Annotated in this window: 19 protein-coding genes and 4 tRNA genes; 9 read left to right on the plus strand and 14 right to left on the minus strand. The window is 27.8% G+C overall.

Annotated elements, in window-relative coordinates; genetic code table 4:
- Nucleotides 1-16 precede the first annotated feature (16 nt).
- From AXW82_RS03650 to hisS, 3 genes are read right to left on the minus strand one after another with little or no spacing between them, the layout of a single operon-like run.
- Nucleotides 17-973 (minus strand): hypothetical protein, encoded by a 957-nt coding sequence (locus tag AXW82_RS03650; protein WP_004795272.1) that lies wholly within the window; start codon nt 971-973, stop codon nt 17-19.
- The gene (aspS, locus tag AXW82_RS03655) at nt 973-2,685 is read right to left on the minus strand and encodes an aspartate--tRNA ligase (protein ID WP_004795270.1); all 1,713 of its coding nucleotides are present in this window, start codon (nt 2,683-2,685) and stop codon (nt 973-975) included. Before aspS ends, AXW82_RS03650 begins: the two co-directional genes overlap by 1 nt.
- Nucleotides 2,678-4,027: a histidine--tRNA ligase gene (hisS, locus tag AXW82_RS03025; protein ID WP_004795268.1), complete on the minus strand. Its 1,350-nt coding sequence runs from the start codon at nt 4,025-4,027 to the stop codon at nt 2,678-2,680. Before hisS ends, aspS begins: the two co-directional genes overlap by 8 nt.
- Nucleotides 4,028-4,367: 340 nt before the next feature.
- On the opposite strand from hisS, the gene infC reads away from it, so the two are divergent.
- From infC to rplT, 3 genes are read left to right on the plus strand one after another with little or no spacing between them, the layout of a single operon-like run.
- The gene (gene infC / locus AXW82_RS03030) at nt 4,368-4,982 is read left to right on the plus strand and encodes a translation initiation factor IF-3 (protein WP_080571112.1); all 615 of its coding nucleotides are present in this window, start codon (nt 4,368-4,370) and stop codon (nt 4,980-4,982) included.
- Between the two features lies 1 nt (nt 4,983).
- On the plus strand, nt 4,984-5,172 hold the full coding sequence (gene rpmI / locus AXW82_RS03035) for a 50S ribosomal protein L35 (protein ID WP_004795264.1): 189 nt from the start codon (nt 4,984-4,986) through the stop codon (nt 5,170-5,172).
- 57 nt (nt 5,173-5,229) lie between these two features.
- Entirely contained in the window at nt 5,230-5,580 is a 351-nt protein-coding gene (gene rplT / locus AXW82_RS03040; protein ID WP_004795262.1) for a 50S ribosomal protein L20, read from the plus strand.
- Nucleotides 5,581-5,618: 38 nt separating this feature from the next.
- On the opposite strand, the gene whiA is transcribed toward rplT, so the two are convergent.
- Together whiA and pyk are read right to left on the minus strand one after the other, a co-directional pair.
- Nucleotides 5,619-6,485 carry a DNA-binding protein WhiA gene (whiA, locus tag AXW82_RS03045; protein WP_004795261.1) on the minus strand — a complete coding sequence of 289 codons (867 nt, stop codon included), beginning with the start codon at nt 6,483-6,485 and terminating at the stop codon, nt 5,619-5,621.
- Between the two features lie 82 nt (nt 6,486-6,567).
- On the minus strand, nt 6,568-8,001 hold the full coding sequence (gene pyk / locus AXW82_RS03050) for a pyruvate kinase (RefSeq protein ID WP_004795258.1): 1,434 nt from the start codon (nt 7,999-8,001) through the stop codon (nt 6,568-6,570).
- 200 nt (nt 8,002-8,201) lie between these two features.
- Here pyk and AXW82_RS03055 point away from each other — a divergent pair, with 200 nt between their 5' ends.
- The gene (locus AXW82_RS03055; protein WP_004795257.1) at nt 8,202-9,323 is read left to right on the plus strand and encodes an MnuA family membrane nuclease; all 1,122 of its coding nucleotides are present in this window, start codon (nt 8,202-8,204) and stop codon (nt 9,321-9,323) included.
- Between the two features lie 70 nt (nt 9,324-9,393).
- Nucleotides 9,394-11,322, plus strand: coding sequence for a DNA gyrase/topoisomerase IV subunit B (locus AXW82_RS03060; RefSeq protein ID WP_004795256.1), 1,929 nt, complete (start codon nt 9,394-9,396; stop codon nt 11,320-11,322).
- Nucleotides 11,323-11,385: 63 nt separating this feature from the next.
- On the opposite strand, the gene AXW82_RS03065 is transcribed toward AXW82_RS03060, so the two are convergent.
- The 3 genes from AXW82_RS03065 to AXW82_RS03075 all read right to left on the minus strand — a co-directional run bounded on the left by AXW82_RS03065 (nt 11,386) and on the right by AXW82_RS03075 (nt 14,273).
- The gene (locus AXW82_RS03065) at nt 11,386-12,360 is read right to left on the minus strand and encodes a ribose-phosphate pyrophosphokinase (protein ID WP_004795255.1); all 975 of its coding nucleotides are present in this window, start codon (nt 12,358-12,360) and stop codon (nt 11,386-11,388) included.
- A 125-nt stretch (nt 12,361-12,485) separates the two neighbouring features.
- Nucleotides 12,486-13,355 carry a hypothetical protein gene (locus AXW82_RS03070; RefSeq protein WP_004795249.1) on the minus strand — a complete coding sequence of 290 codons (870 nt, stop codon included), beginning with the start codon at nt 13,353-13,355 and terminating at the stop codon, nt 12,486-12,488.
- Nucleotides 13,356-14,273: an RluA family pseudouridine synthase gene (locus tag AXW82_RS03075; protein ID WP_004795247.1), complete on the minus strand. Its 918-nt coding sequence runs from the start codon at nt 14,271-14,273 to the stop codon at nt 13,356-13,358. It abuts the gene before it with no gap.
- A gap of 46 nt (nt 14,274-14,319) precedes the next feature.
- Here AXW82_RS03075 and ffh point away from each other — a divergent pair, with 46 nt between their 5' ends.
- Nucleotides 14,320-15,666, plus strand: coding sequence for a signal recognition particle protein (gene ffh / locus AXW82_RS03080; RefSeq protein ID WP_004795246.1), 1,347 nt, complete (start codon nt 14,320-14,322; stop codon nt 15,664-15,666).
- 154 nt (nt 15,667-15,820) lie between these two features.
- Here the strand turns inward: ffh and AXW82_RS03085 are convergent, their stop codons facing one another.
- A complete protein-coding gene (locus AXW82_RS03085; RefSeq protein ID WP_004795244.1) occupies nt 15,821-17,344 on the minus strand; it encodes a hypothetical protein in 1,524 nt (507 codons plus the stop codon).
- Between the two features lie 132 nt (nt 17,345-17,476).
- On the opposite strand from AXW82_RS03085, the gene AXW82_RS03090 reads away from it, so the two are divergent.
- Nucleotides 17,477-17,562 (plus strand) — tRNA-Leu (locus tag AXW82_RS03090).
- Nucleotides 17,563-17,569: 7 nt separating this feature from the next.
- Nucleotides 17,570-17,645: transfer RNA gene (locus AXW82_RS03095), tRNA-Lys, on the plus strand.
- Nucleotides 17,646-17,774: 129 nt separating this feature from the next.
- Here AXW82_RS03095 and AXW82_RS03100 read toward each other — a convergent pair.
- The 3 genes from AXW82_RS03100 to rplM all read right to left on the minus strand — a co-directional run bounded on the left by AXW82_RS03100 (nt 17,775) and on the right by rplM (nt 18,738).
- Nucleotides 17,775-17,851 (minus strand) — tRNA-Ile (locus tag AXW82_RS03100).
- 54 nt (nt 17,852-17,905) lie between these two features.
- A complete protein-coding gene (gene rpsI / locus AXW82_RS03105) occupies nt 17,906-18,301 on the minus strand; it encodes a 30S ribosomal protein S9 (protein ID WP_004795241.1) in 396 nt (131 codons plus the stop codon).
- A gap of 2 nt (nt 18,302-18,303) precedes the next feature.
- Entirely contained in the window at nt 18,304-18,738 is a 435-nt protein-coding gene (gene rplM / locus AXW82_RS03110; protein WP_004795240.1) for a 50S ribosomal protein L13, read from the minus strand.
- Nucleotides 18,739-18,947: 209 nt separating this feature from the next.
- Between rplM and AXW82_RS03115 the strand changes: the two genes are divergently transcribed.
- Nucleotides 18,948-19,023 (plus strand) — tRNA-Thr (locus tag AXW82_RS03115).
- 53 nt (nt 19,024-19,076) lie between these two features.
- Here the strand turns inward: AXW82_RS03115 and AXW82_RS03120 are convergent.
- Both AXW82_RS03120 and AXW82_RS03125 read right to left on the minus strand, forming a co-directional pair.
- The gene (locus AXW82_RS03120) at nt 19,077-19,388 is read right to left on the minus strand and encodes a thioredoxin family protein (RefSeq protein WP_004795238.1); all 312 of its coding nucleotides are present in this window, start codon (nt 19,386-19,388) and stop codon (nt 19,077-19,079) included.
- Nucleotides 19,389-19,488: 100 nt separating this feature from the next.
- Nucleotides 19,489-20,865 carry a M17 family metallopeptidase gene (locus AXW82_RS03125; protein ID WP_004795236.1) on the minus strand — a complete coding sequence of 459 codons (1,377 nt, stop codon included), beginning with the start codon at nt 20,863-20,865 and terminating at the stop codon, nt 19,489-19,491.
- Between the last annotated feature and the right edge of the window lie 82 nt (nt 20,866-20,947).

The raw sequence follows: 20,947 nt of genomic DNA on the forward strand, positions 1-20,947 counted from the left end.
CCCTCTTTTTTTAAATTTAAAAAATAGCTATAAAAATAATTATTACGACGGCAATGATCAAGATTGTTAAAAAAAGTATATAGAAAAATTTTTGCTTTGTTTTTTCCGCTGTTCTTCTTTTTATAAGTTTATTATTTGTTTCATTTCTAACTTCTCTTTCAAATAAAATTGTGTTATTTTTTTTAAAATTAATTAATTCTCCAAAAAGAATTTCTTCACTAAGTAACTCAATTTCTTTAATTAAATTTAATAAAATACTTTTTTCTATTTTAGTAAATTTATTACCTTCTATAATATTAGTTTTTCTATTATATCGAATATATTCGTTTACTATATTATTGAAAAAACCTCTAGAATTCACAAAATTAAAATTAATTCAAAAATATTTTCTTCAATTATTTTGCTTAATTAATTCTAAGGTTTCTTTGTATTCAGTAAAGGTACTTTTCAAATAATTAAAATTTAAAAACATATTTAAAACTTTTTCGTTATTAGTTATTCTAGCTCCGTTAAGAGTATGAGCTAATATGATAACTTCAAATTGATTAAGTCCATAAATATCTGCTTTATATTTTCTTATATATTCAGATTCAATTTTTTTTAGAGTTTCCTCTTCTATGTCATTGTATTCTTCTAAAATAAAATACTCAACCTCTTTTTTGTACACAGAAATTGCGTTACCCATTTTTGAGTACAAATGTTTGCCGTCTCAATTTCTAGTCCTAAACACTTCCTCAAATGAGCCATATGTTTCTAAATCTGATTTATATTTTCTTAAATTTGAATTATGCGTATAAAACCTTGAAATAAATCCTTTTTTAGAATTTGTTTTGCCAATATAAAACACTTCTCCAATAACAATTAAATAAATACCTTTTTTATATTTATTCAAACTCGTTACAGGTTTGGCTATACTCATTAATTCTTCAAGATTCTTTTTACTTGTTAAAAAATTTAAACTTGAGTTTGTCATTAAACTAATTCTTTTCCTTTTACTTCTAAATAAAGATCTTCAAGTTGATCGACACCGACATTCGATGGTGCTCCGGTAAATACATCTTCGTTCTTAGAATTTTTAGGGAAAGCTATAACATCTCTAATAGTTGAATGACCAGCTAAAAGCATAACTATTCTATCAATTCCTAACCCTATTCCACAGTGTGGTGGAACACCATATTCAAAAGCTTTTAAGAAGAAGCCAAATTTACTTTTTTGTGACTCTTCGTCAAGCCCAATTAAATTAAACACTGTTTTTTGTGTTTCTTGATCAAATATTCTGGCAGATCCTGAACCAAGTTCAAAACCGTTCATAACCAAGTCATAACTTCTAGCTTTAATTTCAGATTTATCTAATTTTTTGATCTCATCTAATGAATGATCGAATTGGGTAAATGGATGATGAGCTGCTGATCATGTGTTAGTTTCTTCATCGTGCTCAAACATTGGAAATCTTGTGATTCACTTAAAATTAAACTCATCTTTAGCTCATTTATATCATGAGTTTAATTCGACTCTTAGCGCTCCTAAAGCTTGAGAAGCTTTCTCATACTTATTAGCAGTAATTAAATATGTACCATCTTTTTCTTCCTGTTTGCTTACTACTTTTTTAACTCCAATTTCTGCTTTTGAAGCAAAATTAGAATGTGATATTTCACCGTTTTCTACAACAAAGTAAAACAAAGCATTTACACCATTTTTCTTAGCAATTTCTTCTAATGTTTTAAATTCTTTTTTAGATATTTTTTCAGCAATCTTTAATAATCTAATGCTTGGCGCTTTTTTAATGATATCAAAATCTGTTTCGTCAAAATATCCATTAATATCTCTAATCTCATTCCCGAATCTAAAATCAGGTTTATCACTACCATATTTTGAAATAGCTGTATCATATTCAACTCTTTCAAATGGTATTTTTATATCGACATTCATAACCTTTTTCATAACATGTTGAAACATTCTTTCGATAAAACTTTGAAATGATTCTACATCATTAAAACTAACTTCAACATCAAGTTGCGTGAATTCAGGTTGTCTATCTTTTCTTGAATCTTCATCACGAAAACATCTAGCTATTTGGAAGTATCTTTCAAATCCGGAAATCATTAATAATTGTTTAAATAATTGCGGACTTTGTGGTAATGCATAAAATGAATTTTCTTTTCTAGTAGGAACTAAAAAGTCTCTAGCACCTTCAGGAGTGGCTTTTGATAAAATTGGTGTTTCTATTTCTAAGAAATCTTCATTTTGAAAAAATTCTCTCATTGCAAAAATTACTTTATTACGTAATGCAATTGTTTTTTGCATTATAGGTCTTCTTAAATCTAAAAATCTATTTTGCAATCTTAATTCTTCTTTTACTTCTATATCATCTCTAATTTGAAAAGGCAGTTCATTTGCCGCCATTGAAAGTACTTTATACTCTTTTACTAATACTTCAATTTCACCTGTTGGTAAATCACTATTTATATCTTTACGTAAAACAACTTCTCCTTTAACTTCAAGAACTGACTCTTTTGTAAAATTAATTGGTTGGTTGAAAACAATTTGTGTAATTCCGTATTTGTCTCTTAAATCCACAAAGTTAATTTCACCAAATTTTCTCTTATTTGAAACTCAACCGTAAAGAGTAACTATTTCACCAATGTTTGACTTTCTTAACTCATTATTATTAATTTTTTTATTCATCATAACCTTCTTCCAATAGTTCGAATAAATCTTCCGCATTGACATCTTCAAAACTGCTATTTTCTACAATAAATTTGCAAAGTGTATCTAAGCCATCATTATTTCTTGTTAAATAAACTCTATCATTATTTTCTAAGTTTTTAGCAACTAATAAATCAGGGTTTTTAAAATCATCACTAACTATTATTTTAGCTTCATATTTTTTAGCTCTTTCAAATGCTTTTTTACTTTTAACTAAATCATATTCAAAAAATAAATCTAATCCATCCACATTTGTTAAAGGTAAATAAAAGTTTTGAAATAAATCTTTTACATTTTTTTGATCTTCACTAGCAACAAAATAAATGCCAACTTTATAGGTTTCTTTTTCGAAAAATTCCTTATCAAAAATTCCTTCTTCCAACAAAATATCTACAAGTCTGTCAATACCAAATCCGAACCCAACACTTGAAACTTCAGGTCCCCCTAGTTCTTTAATTAATTCAGAGTATCTACCACCACCTATTACTGTTGATTGTGAACCTGCATTTTTGGTTTTTGCTACAAATTCAAAAACTGTTTCATCATAATAATCTAGCCCTCTAACTAAATCATTAGATACTTCGAATTCTATCCCATTTTCTTCTAAAAAAGTGCACAAGTTTTCAAAGTATGTTTTTGAGTCATTTGATAAGTAATCTTTAATTTTAGGAGCTTTTTTAATAAAATTTAATTTTGAATCCACTTTATCATCAAGAATTCTTAAAACATTCCCGTTTTCTAATCTTTCTTGCGAAATAACTGACAATTGATCCTTAAATGGTTCTAGGTATTTTTTTAATGCTTTTTGATAATTTTCTCTTGAATCTTTGTCTCCAATAGAATTTATTTTTAAAACATAAGGTAATTCAAAATCATCCAGAATTTTTGCTGCTATCATTATTACTTCAGCATCTTTTAAGTAGTTTTTATCACCAACAAATTCAATACCTGCTTGATAAAATTGACGGTAACGACCTTTTTGCGGTTGTTCATAACGAAACATGGGACCAACATAGTAAAACTTTTGATTAAACAAAGTATTTCACTTGTTTTCGATATAAGCTCTAACAAAAGGCGCAGTCCCTTCTGGTCTTAAAGCTATATTTCTTTCACCCTTATCTTTAAATTCAAACATCTCTTTTTTAACCATATCAGAGCTTTCGGAACTTCTTTTAAATAATTCTAAAGACTCAATAATAGGTGTTTCAATAGCTTTAAAACCTGAATTTTGAACAACCATTTTAAACATATTTGACACTATATTAAACATTGATAGTTCAACAGAAGAATAGTCTTTTGTACCTTTAATTTTATTAAACATAAGATCTCCTTTATATTTTTTAAGTTGTAAATAATTTTATCACATTTTATATCTATTTTTATAGATATATTCCTTTTAATAAAGGTGATAAAAAGAGAAGTTTATTATGTTTAAACAACATATATAGCGTTTTTAGTACGAAAAAAAAGTTGTACAAAAATAATTACTTTATGATAAAATAAATAAGCAATATATATTTAATTGCAGAAAGTAGAATCACTTCTCACCTGATGGCCATAGCCTTGGGTTTAGCTACAATTAAATGCATCAAATGTTGATGCCTTTTTTGGTAGGTAGAGTGCGAAAAACTTTTTTAAAGTTATTTTAAGGAGAAATTATTATTCAATCAGATAAAAGAAAAAAGCCAGCTTCTGAACACTATGTTAATAACGATATCCCCTATTCAAAAGTATTTTTAATAGATGCAAATGGGGAAAAAGTCGGTGTAAAGACAAAAACAGAAGCATTAGAAATGGCAATAAGTCAAAAAATGGATCTTGTTTTAATTAGCGTTGATCCTAAGCCTATTGTTAGAATTTTAGATTATGGAAAATTCAAATACGACAGAAAGAAAAAACAAAAAGAAATCAAAGAAAAACAAACTAATATTCAAAATCGTGAAATTCGTTTGACACCAATGATTGGTGAAAATGATTTACTTACAAAAAGTAAAAAGGCTCGTGAATTTTTACTAAAAGGTGATCGTATCAAAGTTTCTGTAAAACTAAGAGGTAGAGAAATAGGGAGAAAAGACTTAGGTTTAACAGTTTTAGATCGCTTCTTTGCGTCTCTTGAAGATGTCGCAGAAAAAACAACAGAAGCTAAACTTGTTAATGAACGTTTTTTAGATATGAATCTCCAACCAAATAAAAACAAAATCGCTAAATACTTAAAAGATAAGAATCAAAATTCTTCCGATAATTCAGAAGATAATGATTCTTCAAAAGGAGAATAAAATGCCAAAAATGAAAACAAAAAGTGCTTTAAAGAAACGTATTAAAGTTACTGGAACAGGAAAAATCTTAAGAGAACAAGCTTTCCGTTCACATTTAGCACAAAACAAATCTACAAAACAAAAACGTCACGCTCGTAAAGCTGCTTTAATGTCAAAAAGCGACCTTAAAAGATTTAAAGCTTTAATCTAATCTTGCTAACTTTTAGTTTCAAGATATTAAAATAAATTACACGAAAGGAAATTAAATATGGCAAGAGTTAAAGGTGGAACAGTTACAAGAGCAAGACGTAAAAAATGATTAAAATTAGCTAAAGGATACTTTGGACACAAATCAATTGGTTACAAAGTAGCAAAACAAGCTGTTGTTAAATCATGAACATATGCTTTCAGAGACCGTAAACAAGTAAAAAGAAACTTCCGTAAATTATGAATAGCACGTATTAATGCTGCTACAAGAGCAGAAGGATTAAGTTACTCAAAATTTATTAATGGACTTAAAAAAGCAAACGTACTTGTTAACCGTAAAATGTTATCAGAATTAGCAATTCATGAACCAAAAACATTTTCAATGTTAGTTGAATTAGCTAAAAAAGCTTAATGAAAATAAAAAAATGAACAAATAACTTGTTCATTTTTTTATTTATTTTTGTGTTCTAAAACAATTTTATCCAATTTTCTTAATCAATGATTAGCTCCACTTTTAGTGATAATTTTATTTGTTTCTTTGCTTTGTTCATTCACTAAATCATTTAATGAAAATCAAGGATTCTCTATTTTCAATCTAAAAAACACTAATTGATCTTCAGTAAATAAATTTTCAAGATTGTTTTCAAAAACAAAGTTTATATTGTTTATATGTTTAATAGAGCTATCAGCAATTTTTTGAAGATTAGAAAAATCAATATTATTAATCCTATTTAGTACATTATCTTTATCTCTGTGTATTTTCAAATTTTGAAGCTCAAATCAAGCTTTCTTGGCTCCTATTGCCGACAAAAAATCTAATAACTCATCTACTTTTTTAATATACAACACAAATCTTTTTTGTTTTCTTAGAATGTTGAAATTAAAATCATATGAATTTAACTTCTCTTTAATTAAATTAGATTTTTCTTCCGATAAAGTTGATATTTCAAGGTGATATGACGTTGAATCTTTGCTAGAAATACTTCCACTACCAACAAATACGCCCGAAAAGAAAAAGGTTAAATACTCTTTATAATCAAAATCACCATCAAAAACAAAATTATTTTTTTCAATTAATATTTTGTGCTTTCATTCAGGTCTTGTTACAAATGATATTTTGTTTTTTTCTAGCTTTGCAAGGATTTTACCTTTTATATAATCATTTTTTATATTTAAAATATAATAGTTGTCATCTTCTTGCGAATTAGCAAAAATAACACCTTTGAGGAAAAAATAATTTTCTTGTTCTTTTTTAGCATTTATTATTACTTCTTTTTTTATTTTAGAAGAAAAAGAAAGGTTTTTTTGATTAGACATAGTAAAATAATTTTATTAAAAAAAATAGAAAAATTAAGTATTTTTATATTTTAAAAAAACTAGCAATAGCTAGTTTTAAAAATTATTTAACAACTTCTTCTGAAAATTTTTCATTTTCAACTACTAAGTATTTGTCACCTTTTTGTATTCCGTATGGTTTAAGAGCTTCTAAAGCTTTTGATGTGTCTTCTTTAATAAGTGGGAATAGTTTCTTAGAATCAACTGAAACAAAGACACCTGAATATGAACCAAAACCACCTAATAATTTTTCGTCATCTAAAATACCAATTGTTAATGAGTTTGGACGGAATTTAGCAACACGTTTTAATAATTCACCTGTTCTTGAAAGAACAACGATGTATTTGTAGTCTCCATTTTGAGCTTTCTTAGCAATTTCATAAGCGATTTTTGAACGTTTATCTTTTTGATCTGAATTTGCTCATACTTTTTCAAGTTGTCTTTCGTAGTAATTTCTTGAGTAGAATTCTTTTTCAGCACGTTTTGAAATAGCTGTCATTGTTTTAACTGCTTCAACTGGGAATGAACCATTTGCACTTTCACCTGAAAGCATTGTTGAATCAGCACCTAATTCAACTGCATAATAAACGTCTGTAACTTCTGCACGAGTTGGGTGTGGTGAATTTTCCATTGAGTCCAACATTTGAGTAGCAACAATAACCATTTTTCCAGCTTCACGACATTTTCTAATCATTTTCTTTTGGAAGTAAGGAACGTCATAGTAAGGAATTTCAAGACCTAAATCTCCACGAGCAACCATTATACCATCTGATGCTTCAATAATTTCATCGATGTTCATGCAACCTAAGTGAGATTCAATTTTAGAAATAATTTGTACGTGACTTCCGCCGTTTTCGTTTAATAATTGTCTTAATTCATTAACATTTTTTGCTGAGTTAACGAATGAAGCTGCAACATAGTTAATTCCTTCTTTAATACCAAATTTAACGTCATTAATATCTTTTTCAGCTAAGAAAGGTAATGAGAAATCAACTCCAGGTAAATTAACACGTTTATTTGTTTTTAATTTATGTGTGTTTTCTGCTTTAACTTTTACATAACCTTCACCAACTTCAATAACAACTGTTGATAATTTACCATCATCTATTAATACTTGATTACCAACTTCTAAATCTTTTGCCATATCATATGCAACTGTGATTTCTTTTGAAGTTCCTTCTAATGATTGGTATTTATCTGATGTTGTGTGAATTAAAATTTCTGTTCCAGCTTCAACAACTTGAGCACCATCTTTCATTTTTCCGATACGGATTTCTGGACCTTTTGTATCTAACATTAAAGATACTGGAATTTGTAAATCTTTACTTACTTGTTTTGCAATTCTGAATTTATTTGCTTGTTCTTCGTGTGAACCGTGGCTAAAGTTAGCACGAATTGTTGTAACACCATTTTCAACTAATTGACGTAATGTTTCATAGTTATCACTTGATGGACCAATTGTAGCCACAAGTTTTGTTCTTTTATCAGTAATTTTCATTTAAAAATACTCCTAATTAAATATTTATTTTTATGTTTAAATTTTAGCAAAATTTTTTCTTTTATGAAACTTTAAGTTAAATAAAATAAACTCACTTGATTAGTCAAGCTTAATTGTTAATTAAATTAGCAAATACTTAATTTTCTTTTGAAAAACTATAAAAAAGTTAAAATTTCTAAAAGAAAAATAGAGGAGGAAACATGAAAAAGACAAATAAGAGAAAAAAGAACAAATTATTAAGTATTATAGGGAGTATAGCAATAATAATTGCGAGTGGAGTAACTGCTGGGTATTTTTTAATAAAACAAAATAACACCCAAAAAAGCAATGCAAGCACTCAATCAACAAACATAGAATCAAGTAAAACTAATAACCCAAACCAACTCAAAATAACTTCTTGAAATATCGCTAATTTCGGCGCGTCTTCAAGTAAAAAATTAGGGTTCAGAATTCAAGCGTTGAAGGAAATTATAAAAAAAGAAAATTTAGAATTTATTTCAATTCAAGAAGTCGGATATGAAGATTGAGAAGGTGTAAAAAAATTAGTAGAAGAACTTGGTGATGAATATTCTTTTGCTAAATCACCAATGGGACTTATTAGCGAAGAACGCCCAAATAGTAGGGAATCATATGCCATTATTTATAAAAATAATAAAGTTAAACTTTTAAATGATAAGGGTTACTTTAAAGGTAAAAATATCCAATTCACTAGACCGCTTTGATATTCAAAATGGGAAATAATTCAAAATGGACAAAACTTTTGGATCATAAATGGACACTTGGATGCGCCCGGAAAATCTTCCACAAAAGGTGTTAATGAAGCAGAAAATCCGACAATTAATAATTATAAATGAAAAGGACAAGGAGACCAGGAGGTAAGAGAATACTTAGATATTAAGTATGCTCTTGAAGAATTAAAACAAAAAGATCCTAATTCACTGATTATATTTAACGGGGATACTAATATTAAAAAAGAAAACTTTAAATTTTCTAGTGATTTTTACACAAATTTGGGTTATGAAATAAATTATGATACAAATATATATAATGATTTATATGCAACTAGTTTAAATAATGGAAAGAATTATTCAAATCCGTATGACAAATTTATTGCTTATGACCCAAATAATGTCTTTATTGAAAGCAAGTTTGAAAAATTTGATTTATTAAATGTCTTTAAAGATGTTTTGGATCGAAAAAAGTATAGTGATTTATTTAAACAAACATATAATGATAAAAATAAACAACAAAAAAGTGATCCTGATATGGTCAAAAAGATATCGGATCATACATTCATTAATGCATACATTGAAATCAAATAAAAAATACTTAATTAATTCACGTTTAAATAATTAAATTAGATTATTACCTAAATGTATTATAATAATTATTATGGATAACAAATATACTGCAGAAAGCATTAAACAACTTAAGGGGTTAGAGGCTGTTCGTAAACGTCCAGGTATGTATATCGGATCTACAGATGTTTATGGATTACACCATTTATTATGAGAAATAGTAGATAATGCAATTGATGAAGCATTAGCCGGATTCGCTAACAAAATAGTTGTTAAACTAAGAAAAGATGGTTCAGTTCTCGTTTCTGATAATGGGCGTGGAATTCCTGTAGAAAAAGCAAAAAACGAAAGTAAAACTGCTGTTGAAATTGTTTTTACTGAGTTGCATGCTGGAGGAAAATTTGACTCAAACACCTATAAAGCATCAGGTGGGTTGCATGGAGTTGGTTCCAGTGTTACTAACGCATTTTCATCTAAGTTAATTGCCACTATTGCCAGAAATGGAAAACTATATCAAACTGAGTTTGAACAAGACAAAATAGTAAAAAGAACTCATGAAATCGGAACAGCAAAACATACAGGAACTACTGTAGAGTTTTGACCGGAGTATAAATTATTTAAAAAAGCTAAACTAAGTTTTGAAAGAATTTCTGAAAGATTGCAAGAGAGCTCGTTCTTAATATCAAATTTACAAATAGAATTGTATGATGAAGAAAGTGGTTTAGAAAGAAAATTTCAATATAAAAATGGTTTAGAAACTTTCTTAGATTTCTTAAATAACTCTAAAACTAATATTTCTGATCCTGTTTCTTATTCTGATTTAAAAAAAGGTATTGAAGTAAGTTTTTCATTTCAATGAAGCGATACATACAATGAAGAACTAATTCTAAGCTTTGTTAATAATGTTAAAACAAAAGATGGTGGGACTCACGTAGTAGGGGCAAAATCTGCTTTTAATAAAATTATGAACTTATTTGCTCATAGAGAGGGAGTCTTAAAAGGTAATAATTCTTTCGAAATTAATGATATTATGGAAGGTTTAACTTGCATAATATCAGTAAAAATCCTTGAAAACTTACTTGAGTTTGTGAGCCAAACGAAAGATAAGTTAGGAACCCCAGAGGCTAAACCTGTTGTTGAAGAAATTATTTCTTTATATCTTGAAACATGAATACAAGATAATAAAAAAGTTGCTAAATCTGTACTTGATAAAATTAAAAAAGCTTATGACGTAAGAATTGAAACCAAAAAAAGAAGAGATGAGGCAAGAACTTCTAAGAGAACTCTTTCTGAGAAAAAAGTTATAAGTGATAAACTAACTCCAGCAACAACGAAAAAAGCACATGAGAGAGAATTGTTTTTAGTCGAAGGGGATTCGGCTGGTGGTTCAGCTAAAAGCGGAAGAGATAGGAACTTTCAAGCTATTTTACCACTAAGAGGTAAGGTAATAAATTCTGAAAAAACTAGTTTAACAGAATTACTGAAAAATGAAGAAATTGCAACAATAGTAAATGCTATTGGTGCAGGTATTGGCAAGGATTTTGATATATCTAAATCCCAATATGGTAAGGTCGTAATTATGACCGATGCGGACACCGACGGTGCTCATATCCAATGTTTATTATTAACATTTTTCTACCGTTATATGAAGCCATTAATTGAAAATGGAAAAATTTATATAGCTATTCCTCCCCTTTATAAACTTACAAATAAGGCAAAAAAAACAATTCAATATGTTTGAGATGATGAGGAACTAAGGGAAATTTTACAATCACAAAAAAGTAATACCGAAATCCAACGTTATAAAGGATTGGGTGAAATGAATGCTGATCAATTATGAGAAACAACTATGAATCCTGAAACAAGAACATTAATTAGAGCTACTGTTGATGATGCTTCTCTTGCGGAAAGACGTGTAAGTACTTTAATGGGTAACGATTCTTCAAAAAGAAAAGAATGAATTGATAACAACGTAGATTTTGATGATTATGATGATTATTTAGAAAAATTCGCTATAAAATAACATTGATAAAAAAAGATAAATGCCATGTGTGGTCATTTATCTTTTTTGTTTTTATAAGTTTCTCTATTTTGATGAAATTTCGGTTTTAAAATCTTTATAAATTTGAGAAATGCTATTACCTGTTAATGAGGCATTTATTACTCTTGATAAGAATACCCCTAAAGAAACTATTTCTAGTTTTTTAAATTTTCTTGCTAATTCATAGTTATCAATACTATTTGTAACTATAACTTTTTCAACTGCTGGATGATTTTCAAAAATTTCAAATCCTTTAGTGAAAATACCATGAGTAGCAGCTACAATAACTTTTTTAGCTCCGTTTGCTTTTAGAGTCTCAACTGCTTTAAGAATTGTTCCTCCAGTGTCAATTATGTCATCAATAATTACTGCATTTTGGTTATCAATATTACCAAGAATACCCATAACTTCCGTTTGGTTTGTACCAATTCTTCTCTTATCAATAATACAAATTTGAACAGTATCAGCAATTAATTCTGCAAGTTTTCTTGCCCTAACTGTTCCACCATGATCAGGAGAAACTACAGTAAACTTCTCACCAGTTTCCTTAAGTGCAATAGCTATTGGATATTGCCCTTTTAAATCATCCACAGGAATATCAAAAAAACCTTGAATTGATGGGTTGTGCAAATCAACACAAGTAATTTTTGTTGCTCCTGCTTTTTGTAAAAGATCAGCAACTAATTTAGCACCAATAGGTTGTCTTCCACTCGCTTTTCTATCTTGTCTTGCGTAACCATAGTAGCTTAAAACTACATTTATTGTCTTAGCACTACCTCTTTTCAATGAATCAATAAACAATAATAATTCCATTATATTATCATTTACTGGTCTACTTGTGCTAGCAATGATAAAAACATCTTTATCACGTACTGTTGGTTCAGAAACAAGCATAACCTCACCATCAGCGTATACTGTCCTTTCAATTTTAGAAAGTTCCATACCTAATAAATCTGCTACTTCTTTAGCTAAATTTATTGAATTGTTCATACCAAATAAAACTGTATTTTTCTTGTCCATTTAAAAATCCTTACCTAAAAAATGATTATTTACATTTATATTTTACCAAGTATTTTGCTTTCAAATTAAAAAATATTATTTTTGTGCAAAAATAAAAAAACTAAAAGCCTAGTGAAGCTAAACTTCTAGTTTTTATTAGCGTTGTCTGTTTTTTTTGTGTGATTGTAAATAATCTCCACTAATTCTTCTTTAGTCATTTCTTTGTAACCGAAAATATTTAGCATTTCAGACATTTTATAAAGTTGTTCGTTTGGTAAATCAAGAAGTTTTTTAATAGTCTCTGATTTAGCAATGTCTTCTTTGTTTTGATCTGAATTACTTGAATCGCTATTATTTGAATCGTTTGTTGAACCGTAATTCATTCAAAATGGACTATTCATTTCTGAATTCTTCATGCTTTTATTAAACTCTTCCATAAAAGCCTTTGTTTTAGATTCAAAATCAGCAATTACAAATAATCTCTTAATTTTTGCGACATTATTCACTATAAAGAATAATTGAATAACACTTAAAACAAAAATAATGATTTTAACAACTAAATTTAAAACTACTAATGTATCAGAATGCATTTTTTCAACAGAAAAAATTTGGATAATATTAATTAAAGATAATATACCATGGATTCTTGCTAACATGATAGCTGCACCGGAAAGTTTTATAAATGTTTTTTGTTTATAAGAATTTACTAATGTATATGAAAAAAACACAATAATTAAAGACGGTATAATTAAAGAAAGAAATTCAAAAAATAAACGAAATCTATAGCTATATTCATAATTGACTTGTTGATTTTTAACTTCTGTTGTTCTTTCTAAAAACCTAATAAATTCTGTTTTTGCTGTTGATAAGTATATCGGATAAACAAAAGTTAGTATTAGAATTAAAGCTCAGAATACTAAAAATAATCCAATTCAAAGTCTAAAATGTTTTTTCTCATTTGATCATAAATCTTCTCTATTTATGTTAGAAAAATCTATTTTAAAAATGTTTTTCATTTATTCTCCTTTTAAAAACTCTTTAAAATCAAAATCAGCTACCTCAAACTCTTTAGATGGCATTGAATAAAATTCCATTTGTTTTTTGGTAATTGGGTGTTCAAATTCTAATTTATAAGCGTGCAGTCTTTGACCAAACTCATCTATGTTTTTATTATACATTGGGTCTCCATAAATAGGATTACCAATATATTGCATGTGCACTCTAATTTGATGAGTTCTACCTGTTTCTAATTCACATTTTATAAGTGACTTAGGTTGATTATTTATGTAAAAACTCTTTAATAAAGTAACATTTGTAATCGCTTCTTTTGAGTTCAAATTCGTCACAGCCATTTTTTGTCTATCTTGCGAATTACGACCAATAGGTAACTTTAATCTCATTTTTTTATCTTCTAGAATACCATCACAAATAGCGATGTATTTTCTATTGATATCATGCTCCGCAAATTTTTGAGCTAACAAATTGTGAACTTCATTATTTTTCGCTATAACTAAAAGACCACTAGTATCTTTGTCAATTCTATGTACTATTCCTGGTCTTAGCAGACCATTTTCGTTTGATAAGTTATTTTTAAAGTGGTATAAAAGACCATTCACCAATGTCCCTGAAGAATGCCCTGGGGATGGGTGCACAACTAAACCACTTGGCTTATCAATAATACAAATGAATTCATCATCATATACAATATTTAAATCCATCTTTTCAGGTTCTATTTTAAGTTCTTTATCAATTAATTTAACAATCTTTATAACTTGGTTTTCTCTAACCTCAAATTTTGGTTTATTAACTTGCATTTGATCTGCATAAACAGCACCTTCTTCAATAAGTGCTTTAATATCATTTCTTGAAATTTCAGAATTATTAGAAATATATTTATCTATTCTGTCTTTATATTTTACTATTAGTTCTACCATATTTTACAATTATAGCAAATTATTAACTTATGATAAAATTATATATATGTTAGGATTTTTAGAAAAAAGAATGCAAAAGACACTAGAAAAAGTGTCTAAAAAAATTAATTTAACTGAAGCTGATATTTTGGAAGTAACTAGAGAAATAAAATTAGCACTTTTAGAGGCTGACGTTAACTTAAAGGTAGTGAAAGAATTTATTAATAATGTTAAGGAAAAGGCTTTAAATGACCCGAACTTGAAAAAATTAAATCCTTCTCAATACTTTATTAAAATTTTACACGGTGAATTAGTTTCTATTTTAGGTGGTGAAGCAAAGGAATGAAAAATAGAAAACAAACCTCACATAATTATGATGTGTGGTCTACAAGGTTCAGGAAAAACAACCTCATCAGCTAAATTAGCTTACTATTTAAGAAAAAAGAAATATGTTGAGAAACCTCTTGTGGTTGCAGCCGACATTTATAGACCTGCCGCTGTTGACCAACTTGTTACTTTAGCCAAAAGTATTCAAGTTGATTATTACGAAGAGGGCGTTAATGTTTCAGTAGATCAAATAGTTGAAAATGCATTATTGCAAGCTAAAGAAAATAAAAATGATTTGATTATTATAGATACAGCAGGAAGACTTTCGATTGATGAAAATTTAATGGAAGAATTAAGTAGAGTCAAAAAAATAGCAAGACCTAATGATATTTTCTTTGTTGCAGATGCTCTTTCTGGTCAAGACATAATAAATGTTGCACAAACTTTTCATGATAAATTAAAATTATCAGGGACTATAATTAATAAATTAGACTCAGATGCTCGTGGTGGTGCAGCATTAAGTTTAAGATATATTTTAAATCTTCCTATAAGATTTATTGGTACTGGGGAAAAAGTTTCTAATCTTGATTTGTTCCATCCAGATAGAATGGCAGACAGAATCCTAGGGATGGGTGATGTTATGAGTCTTATCGAAAAAGCTCAAGATGTAATTGATGAAGATAAAGCAACAAAAATGGTTTATAAAATGTTTTCAGGCGAGTTTACTTTAGATGACTTACTAGAGCAAATTCAACAAGTTAAGAATCTAGGTAAATTTAGTAAAATTTTAAAAATGTTACCTGGTAATCTATCTTCGAAAATTAATGAAGAGCAACTTGAAAAAGCTGAAGAAAAAATGTATTATTTTCAAATATTAATGTCTTCTATGACAAAAAAAGAAAGACAAAATCCCAAATTACTAAGACAAGCTTCTAGAAAAGAAAGAATATTAAAAGGTAGTGGTAGAACAGCGCAAGAATTTAACAAACTTCTGGCCGATTATGATGCAATGGTCAAAAGAATGAGTGAATTGGGTAAAAAAATGAAAACTGGTGGCGGATTCGATCCTAAAATTTTTGGTATGTAAAAACAAGTGCAAAGTCACTTGTTTTTTTATCATTAAAGCTATGAATGTAGTAGGTAAATCAAAAAAAATTATATTTTACAAACTTGTGTTATTAAAAATGTAAAACTAAAAAAATTAAATTTATATTTCTTGCTTCATCAATATAAATAATTAATTAAATTTCGTTTTTAGAATTAATATTTTGTATTTTTAAAGAATTTTTCTTAAAGGTATCTATAATATTTTCAGAAATAAAAGATTTATTGTAAAAGATTTGAATTATTTTTAAATTTTCCTCATTAGCCTTTAAAATTTTTTTATTATTTTTAAAAATCTTATATGAGTAAATAAATTTAATTAAAGCATAAATAATTGAAGAAATAAAAACAATTCCAGAAAGTAACACTAAAATAAGTCACGAAATAAATCAATTATAGTTATCTAATATACTTGCAATCCATTTATCATGAATTCAAGTAGCAACCTGTCATAATCCCGAAACCGATAAAAGTGATGTTCCAATAATTACTCATAATGCTAAAATAGATTCTCTAAATGATTTATTGTTGTTTTTTCTATCATTTACAGTAAATTTTTGTTCATTTTTATATTTATCTATTTCTTTAATTAGATTAATAAATTTAATTTTTAAATTTTCACTTAAAGCTGAAGGGATAACAGAAAGTTGTTCAACTAAATTAGTATCATATATAGTTATAAAAGATCTTGGGACTGATTTATAATATTTTCCTTTTTCTTTTAATTTAAATGAGTCAGATAACTTATTTTTTATTAACGCATTCTGACAAGATTGATGGTAGTTATAACCCCATATTACATAAGCTAATGCTTTACTATAATATAATTGAAAATCTCAATAGTTATTATTTATTTTCGAAGGTAAATTATCAGCAATTTTTTCTCTAAAATGATTAGTTGCTTTTATTCTTATATTTTCTTGGTCAAATTCAAAAATATCGCCATAATAATTAATTTCACGAATATTCAATTCATCTACAATTTCTTCAGATATTTCATTTAAATTAAAAACTGATACCTGCTTTAATTTATTTTTTATGTTTGCTCTAGCAAATTTCATAAATTCTTCATTTTTAATTTTATCTAAAGAAAAATCCTTATAAAGATTCGCAAATATTTGATCAACAATACACATTGCATTTTCTAAGCTGTAAAAACTAGTTTGATGTAAATGAGCTAAATAAGTTTTTTTTATAAAGTCTTCATCTTTTTTATTAATATATTGTAATAAACTAGATGTTTTTATAATCAATGAATCATCAGGCATAACAAATATATCCATAAATGAACTAAAGTTATAGATATATTTGTAAGCTATTTTATCACTTTTATAAATGATGTTTTTTTCATTTTTTCTATGATTAATTTTTTGTTTTAAGAAAACAGCTTTTTCATACCTTTCTTCAATTAAAGACATTTTCATTTTTAAATTTAACTCTGAATCCATATCATATTCATAATTATTTTCGTTTTCATTTTTATTATTAAATATAGTATTTGAACTCTTAAATAATAAATTATAAATGTCATCTAATAACATATCATTTTTATCATTTTCTTTATCGCTTTGATATTTTAAAATTAAGTCCTTAACACTGATTTCAGCAAATGTTTCTACATAAATATATTCTTTTTTATTTTTTTGTACATTTTTAATCATAGTTAAATTATAATAAAATATTTTATAAATATATATTTTTACCGCTACAAATTGGGGTATATAAAATAAAAAAATATTTTTCTTGACTTTTTTATGTTTATGCTATAATATTAAAGCAATTAAAAATGAGTTGCCCAGGTGGCGGAATGGTAGACGCAAGGGACTTAAAATCCCTCGATCGCAAGATCGTGCTGGTTCAAGTCCAGTCCTGGGCACCAAAAATGTGCGTCCTTAGCTCAGCAGGTAGAGCAAATGGCTTTTAACCATTGGGTCAGAGGTTCGAATCCTCTAGGACGTACCATTTCATGAAAATGACCAAACAAGCTTAAGCTTGTTTTTTTTTTTTTTTTTGTATAACAAAAAATAAAAGAAGGAACTAAAATTGTATAAAAAAATTACCTAAAAAGGTAATTTTGGTCACAAAGTGAAATGGTGCGAACGAATGGACTTGAACCATCGACCTCACGATTATCAGTCGTGTGCTCTAACCAGCTGAGCTACGCTCGCATAAGCAAGACTATTATACCATAAATGCATAAAAGTCAAACTTTATTATTAAAATTAACGTTTTGAGAATTGTCTTGCACGACGAGCTGCACGTAATCCTGGTTTTTTACGTTCTTTAGCACGAGCATCTCTTGTAAGCATTCCTGCAGATTTTAGTGCTGCACGGTAGTCTGCACTAGCTTCTAATAAAGCACGTGCAATACCTAGTCTAATAGCACCTGCTTGCCCACTTAAACCTCCACCTGCTACAATAACAGAAACGTCAAATTGTCCTGTTGTTTCTGTTAATGCAAATGGTTGATTAGCATCTTTTAAATAAATATCTGATGTTAAGTATTCACGAGCATCTCTTTTGTTAATTAAGAATTTTCCTGAACCTTTTGTCAACTTAACACGAGCAACTGAAGATTTTCTTCTTCCTAGCCCTTTGTACTCTATGTTTTTACTCATAATTATTTAACCTCTAATCTTTCTGGTTGTTGTGCTTCATGTTTGTGCTCTGTACCTGCATAAATAAATAAATTACGACGTTGTTTGTTACCTAATTTTGTATGAGGAATCATACCGTGAATAGCTTTTTCAATTAAAGCTGTAGGTCTTTTTACTCTTAATTTAGCTGCTACTATACTTTTTAATCCACCTGGGTATCCTGAGTGAGAGTAGTAAATTTTGTTATCCTCTTTTTTACCTGTTAAAACAATTTTTTCGGCATTAATAATAATAACATTATCTCCCATATCAGCATTTGGTGTAAAAGTAGCTTTATTTTTTCCTCTTAGAACTGAAGCAACAAATGCTGCTAAACGTCCTAAAACTTGCCCTTCAGCATCAACAACGTATCATTTTTTGTCTGCTTTTTGAGAATTCACTATTGTTGTTTGTCTCATATTTTCCTCCACGTTAATTTTTGTAAGTCAAATGTAAATATATAAATTGCTTAGTTATTATACCACAATAATAGAAATTAATTGAAAAATTTAATTTTGCAGAAATTGCTTATAATAAAGGCACTAATTATATAATTTGTAAAAATTTATTATAATTATTTAAAAATAAAAAGTAAAAAGTTATTACTTTTGATATAATTTTATTAATTGCCGTCATAGCTCAGCAGGTAGAGCACATCCATGGTAAGGATGGGGTCGCTGGTTCAAGTCCAGTTGTCGGCACCATTTTTTTATTTTAAAATAAAAAAACGAGATATTCAATCTCGATTTTTTATACTTTATTTATTGATAAAATCACTTAATTCATGTGATAAATCATCAAAAGTTCTGAATCCTAAAAGGTCACCGACCATTTTACCATCTTCATATAATTGAGTGTAAGGAATTGATCTAACACCTGCTTGATTAGCAAATTCTCTATTTTCTTCAATGTTTACTCTTAAAATTTCAACACCTTTTTTTTCTGCTAGTTCTTCTAATGTAGATTTATACATTCTACATGGCCCACATCATAGTGCATGAAAAACTAATAGTTTTTTACCTTCTTTGATAGATTCTAAAGCTTCTTGTGTATTTACTTCACGTAACATAAGTACCTCTTTTCGTTTTTATAATTATACAATAAAAAATAAAAAAAGTTAGTTTTTTTGATAAATTTATGCAAAAAAACTACTTTTATTAAATTTTTAACTATTTTTTATTTAAAGCTAATTGAACAAGTGTTTTAACCATAACTCCTGTTGGTCTACCACCTTGTTCTGCTGTACCAGCTACATCAAGATGAATATATTCAACATCTTCTGTAAATTCTTTCAAGAACATTGCTGCAGATGAACTTCCGCCACCATTTCCTGATAAATCAGTATTTTTAAGATCTGCAACTGGCGAATTTTTAATTTCCTTAGCAAAGGCCTCATCTAAAGGCATTCTTCACACAAGTTCGTGTTGTGTATCTGCGGCTTCTTTTAAATCTTTTCAAGCTTGTTCAGTAGTTGCTCAAACTCCTGTGTATGTGCTTCCTAATGCAACTAAAATAGCACCTGTTAAGGTTGCAACATCAACTATTCTTGTAGCTTTTAAATTTCTTACTGCGTATGTAATTCCATCCGCCATAACTAAACGACCTTCCGCATCAGTGTTATTTATTTCAACTGTCTTACCATTCATACTTGTTCAAACAGAATCAGGTAATGAAGCATCTCCATTAACTCTATTATCTGTAATACACATAACGGCTGCAACATTTGTATTAGGTTTTAATTGAGCAATAGCTTTCATTGCACTTGCAACAAAAACAGATCCAGACATATCGAATTTCATTCCGATCATTGAACGTCCTGGTTTAAGAGAATAACCACCAGAATCAAAAGTTATACCTTTACCCACATAAACTGTTTTATCATTTGAGTTTTTGTCTCCGTTATATTCAATAACAACGACTCTTGGTTCATACATACTTCCACGATTTACTGAAAGTAATAGTCCCATACCTAATTCTTCAATTTGTTTTTTATTTAAAACTGTTAATTTTAAATTGTCATATTGTTTTAAATCATTTAATACTATTTCTGCTAACTTTTCTGAGTTTAATACGTTTGGAGGTGTTATTTGTAAGTTTCTAGCAAAGTTAACTGATTCAGATAATATTAATGCCTTTTCTAACGCATTTTGGTATTCTGATTTATCTTTTGAAGAATATAAACTTAATTTGAATTCTTCTGGTTTTTTTGATGTTTTTGCATTATAAATATCTGCATGAACATAGTTATATGCATTCACAAATGCTGAAACTACGTGAGATAATTCTAATTTTTCACTAACAAATGAATCTAAGTCAATTTGATAATCTCTTGATTGCGAAGCAAAAAAACTTCTTGCAAATCCGTATAAAGATTCATAGTTATAATTTTTTTCTTCACCTAAAAACACAAATGCTTCATTAGATGAAAAATATTCTGTTACTACATTGTTTTTTTCTATTAAATTTTTTGGTAATTCATTACCTTTAAAAATTGCCTTTAAAAGTAATGAACCATTCTTTGTATTATCTACAGTTTTAATTGTCATAATTTCCCTTTCATAAATTGATATATCTATATTTTACATTATTTAAAATTCTATATCATTACATATTTTATTTATTTTAAAT

Origin of the sequence: Mycoplasmopsis canis PG 14 (genome assembly GCF_001553195.1) — a bacterium.
GTDB lineage: Bacteria > Bacillota_I > Bacilli_A > Mycoplasmatales > Metamycoplasmataceae > Mycoplasmopsis > Mycoplasmopsis canis.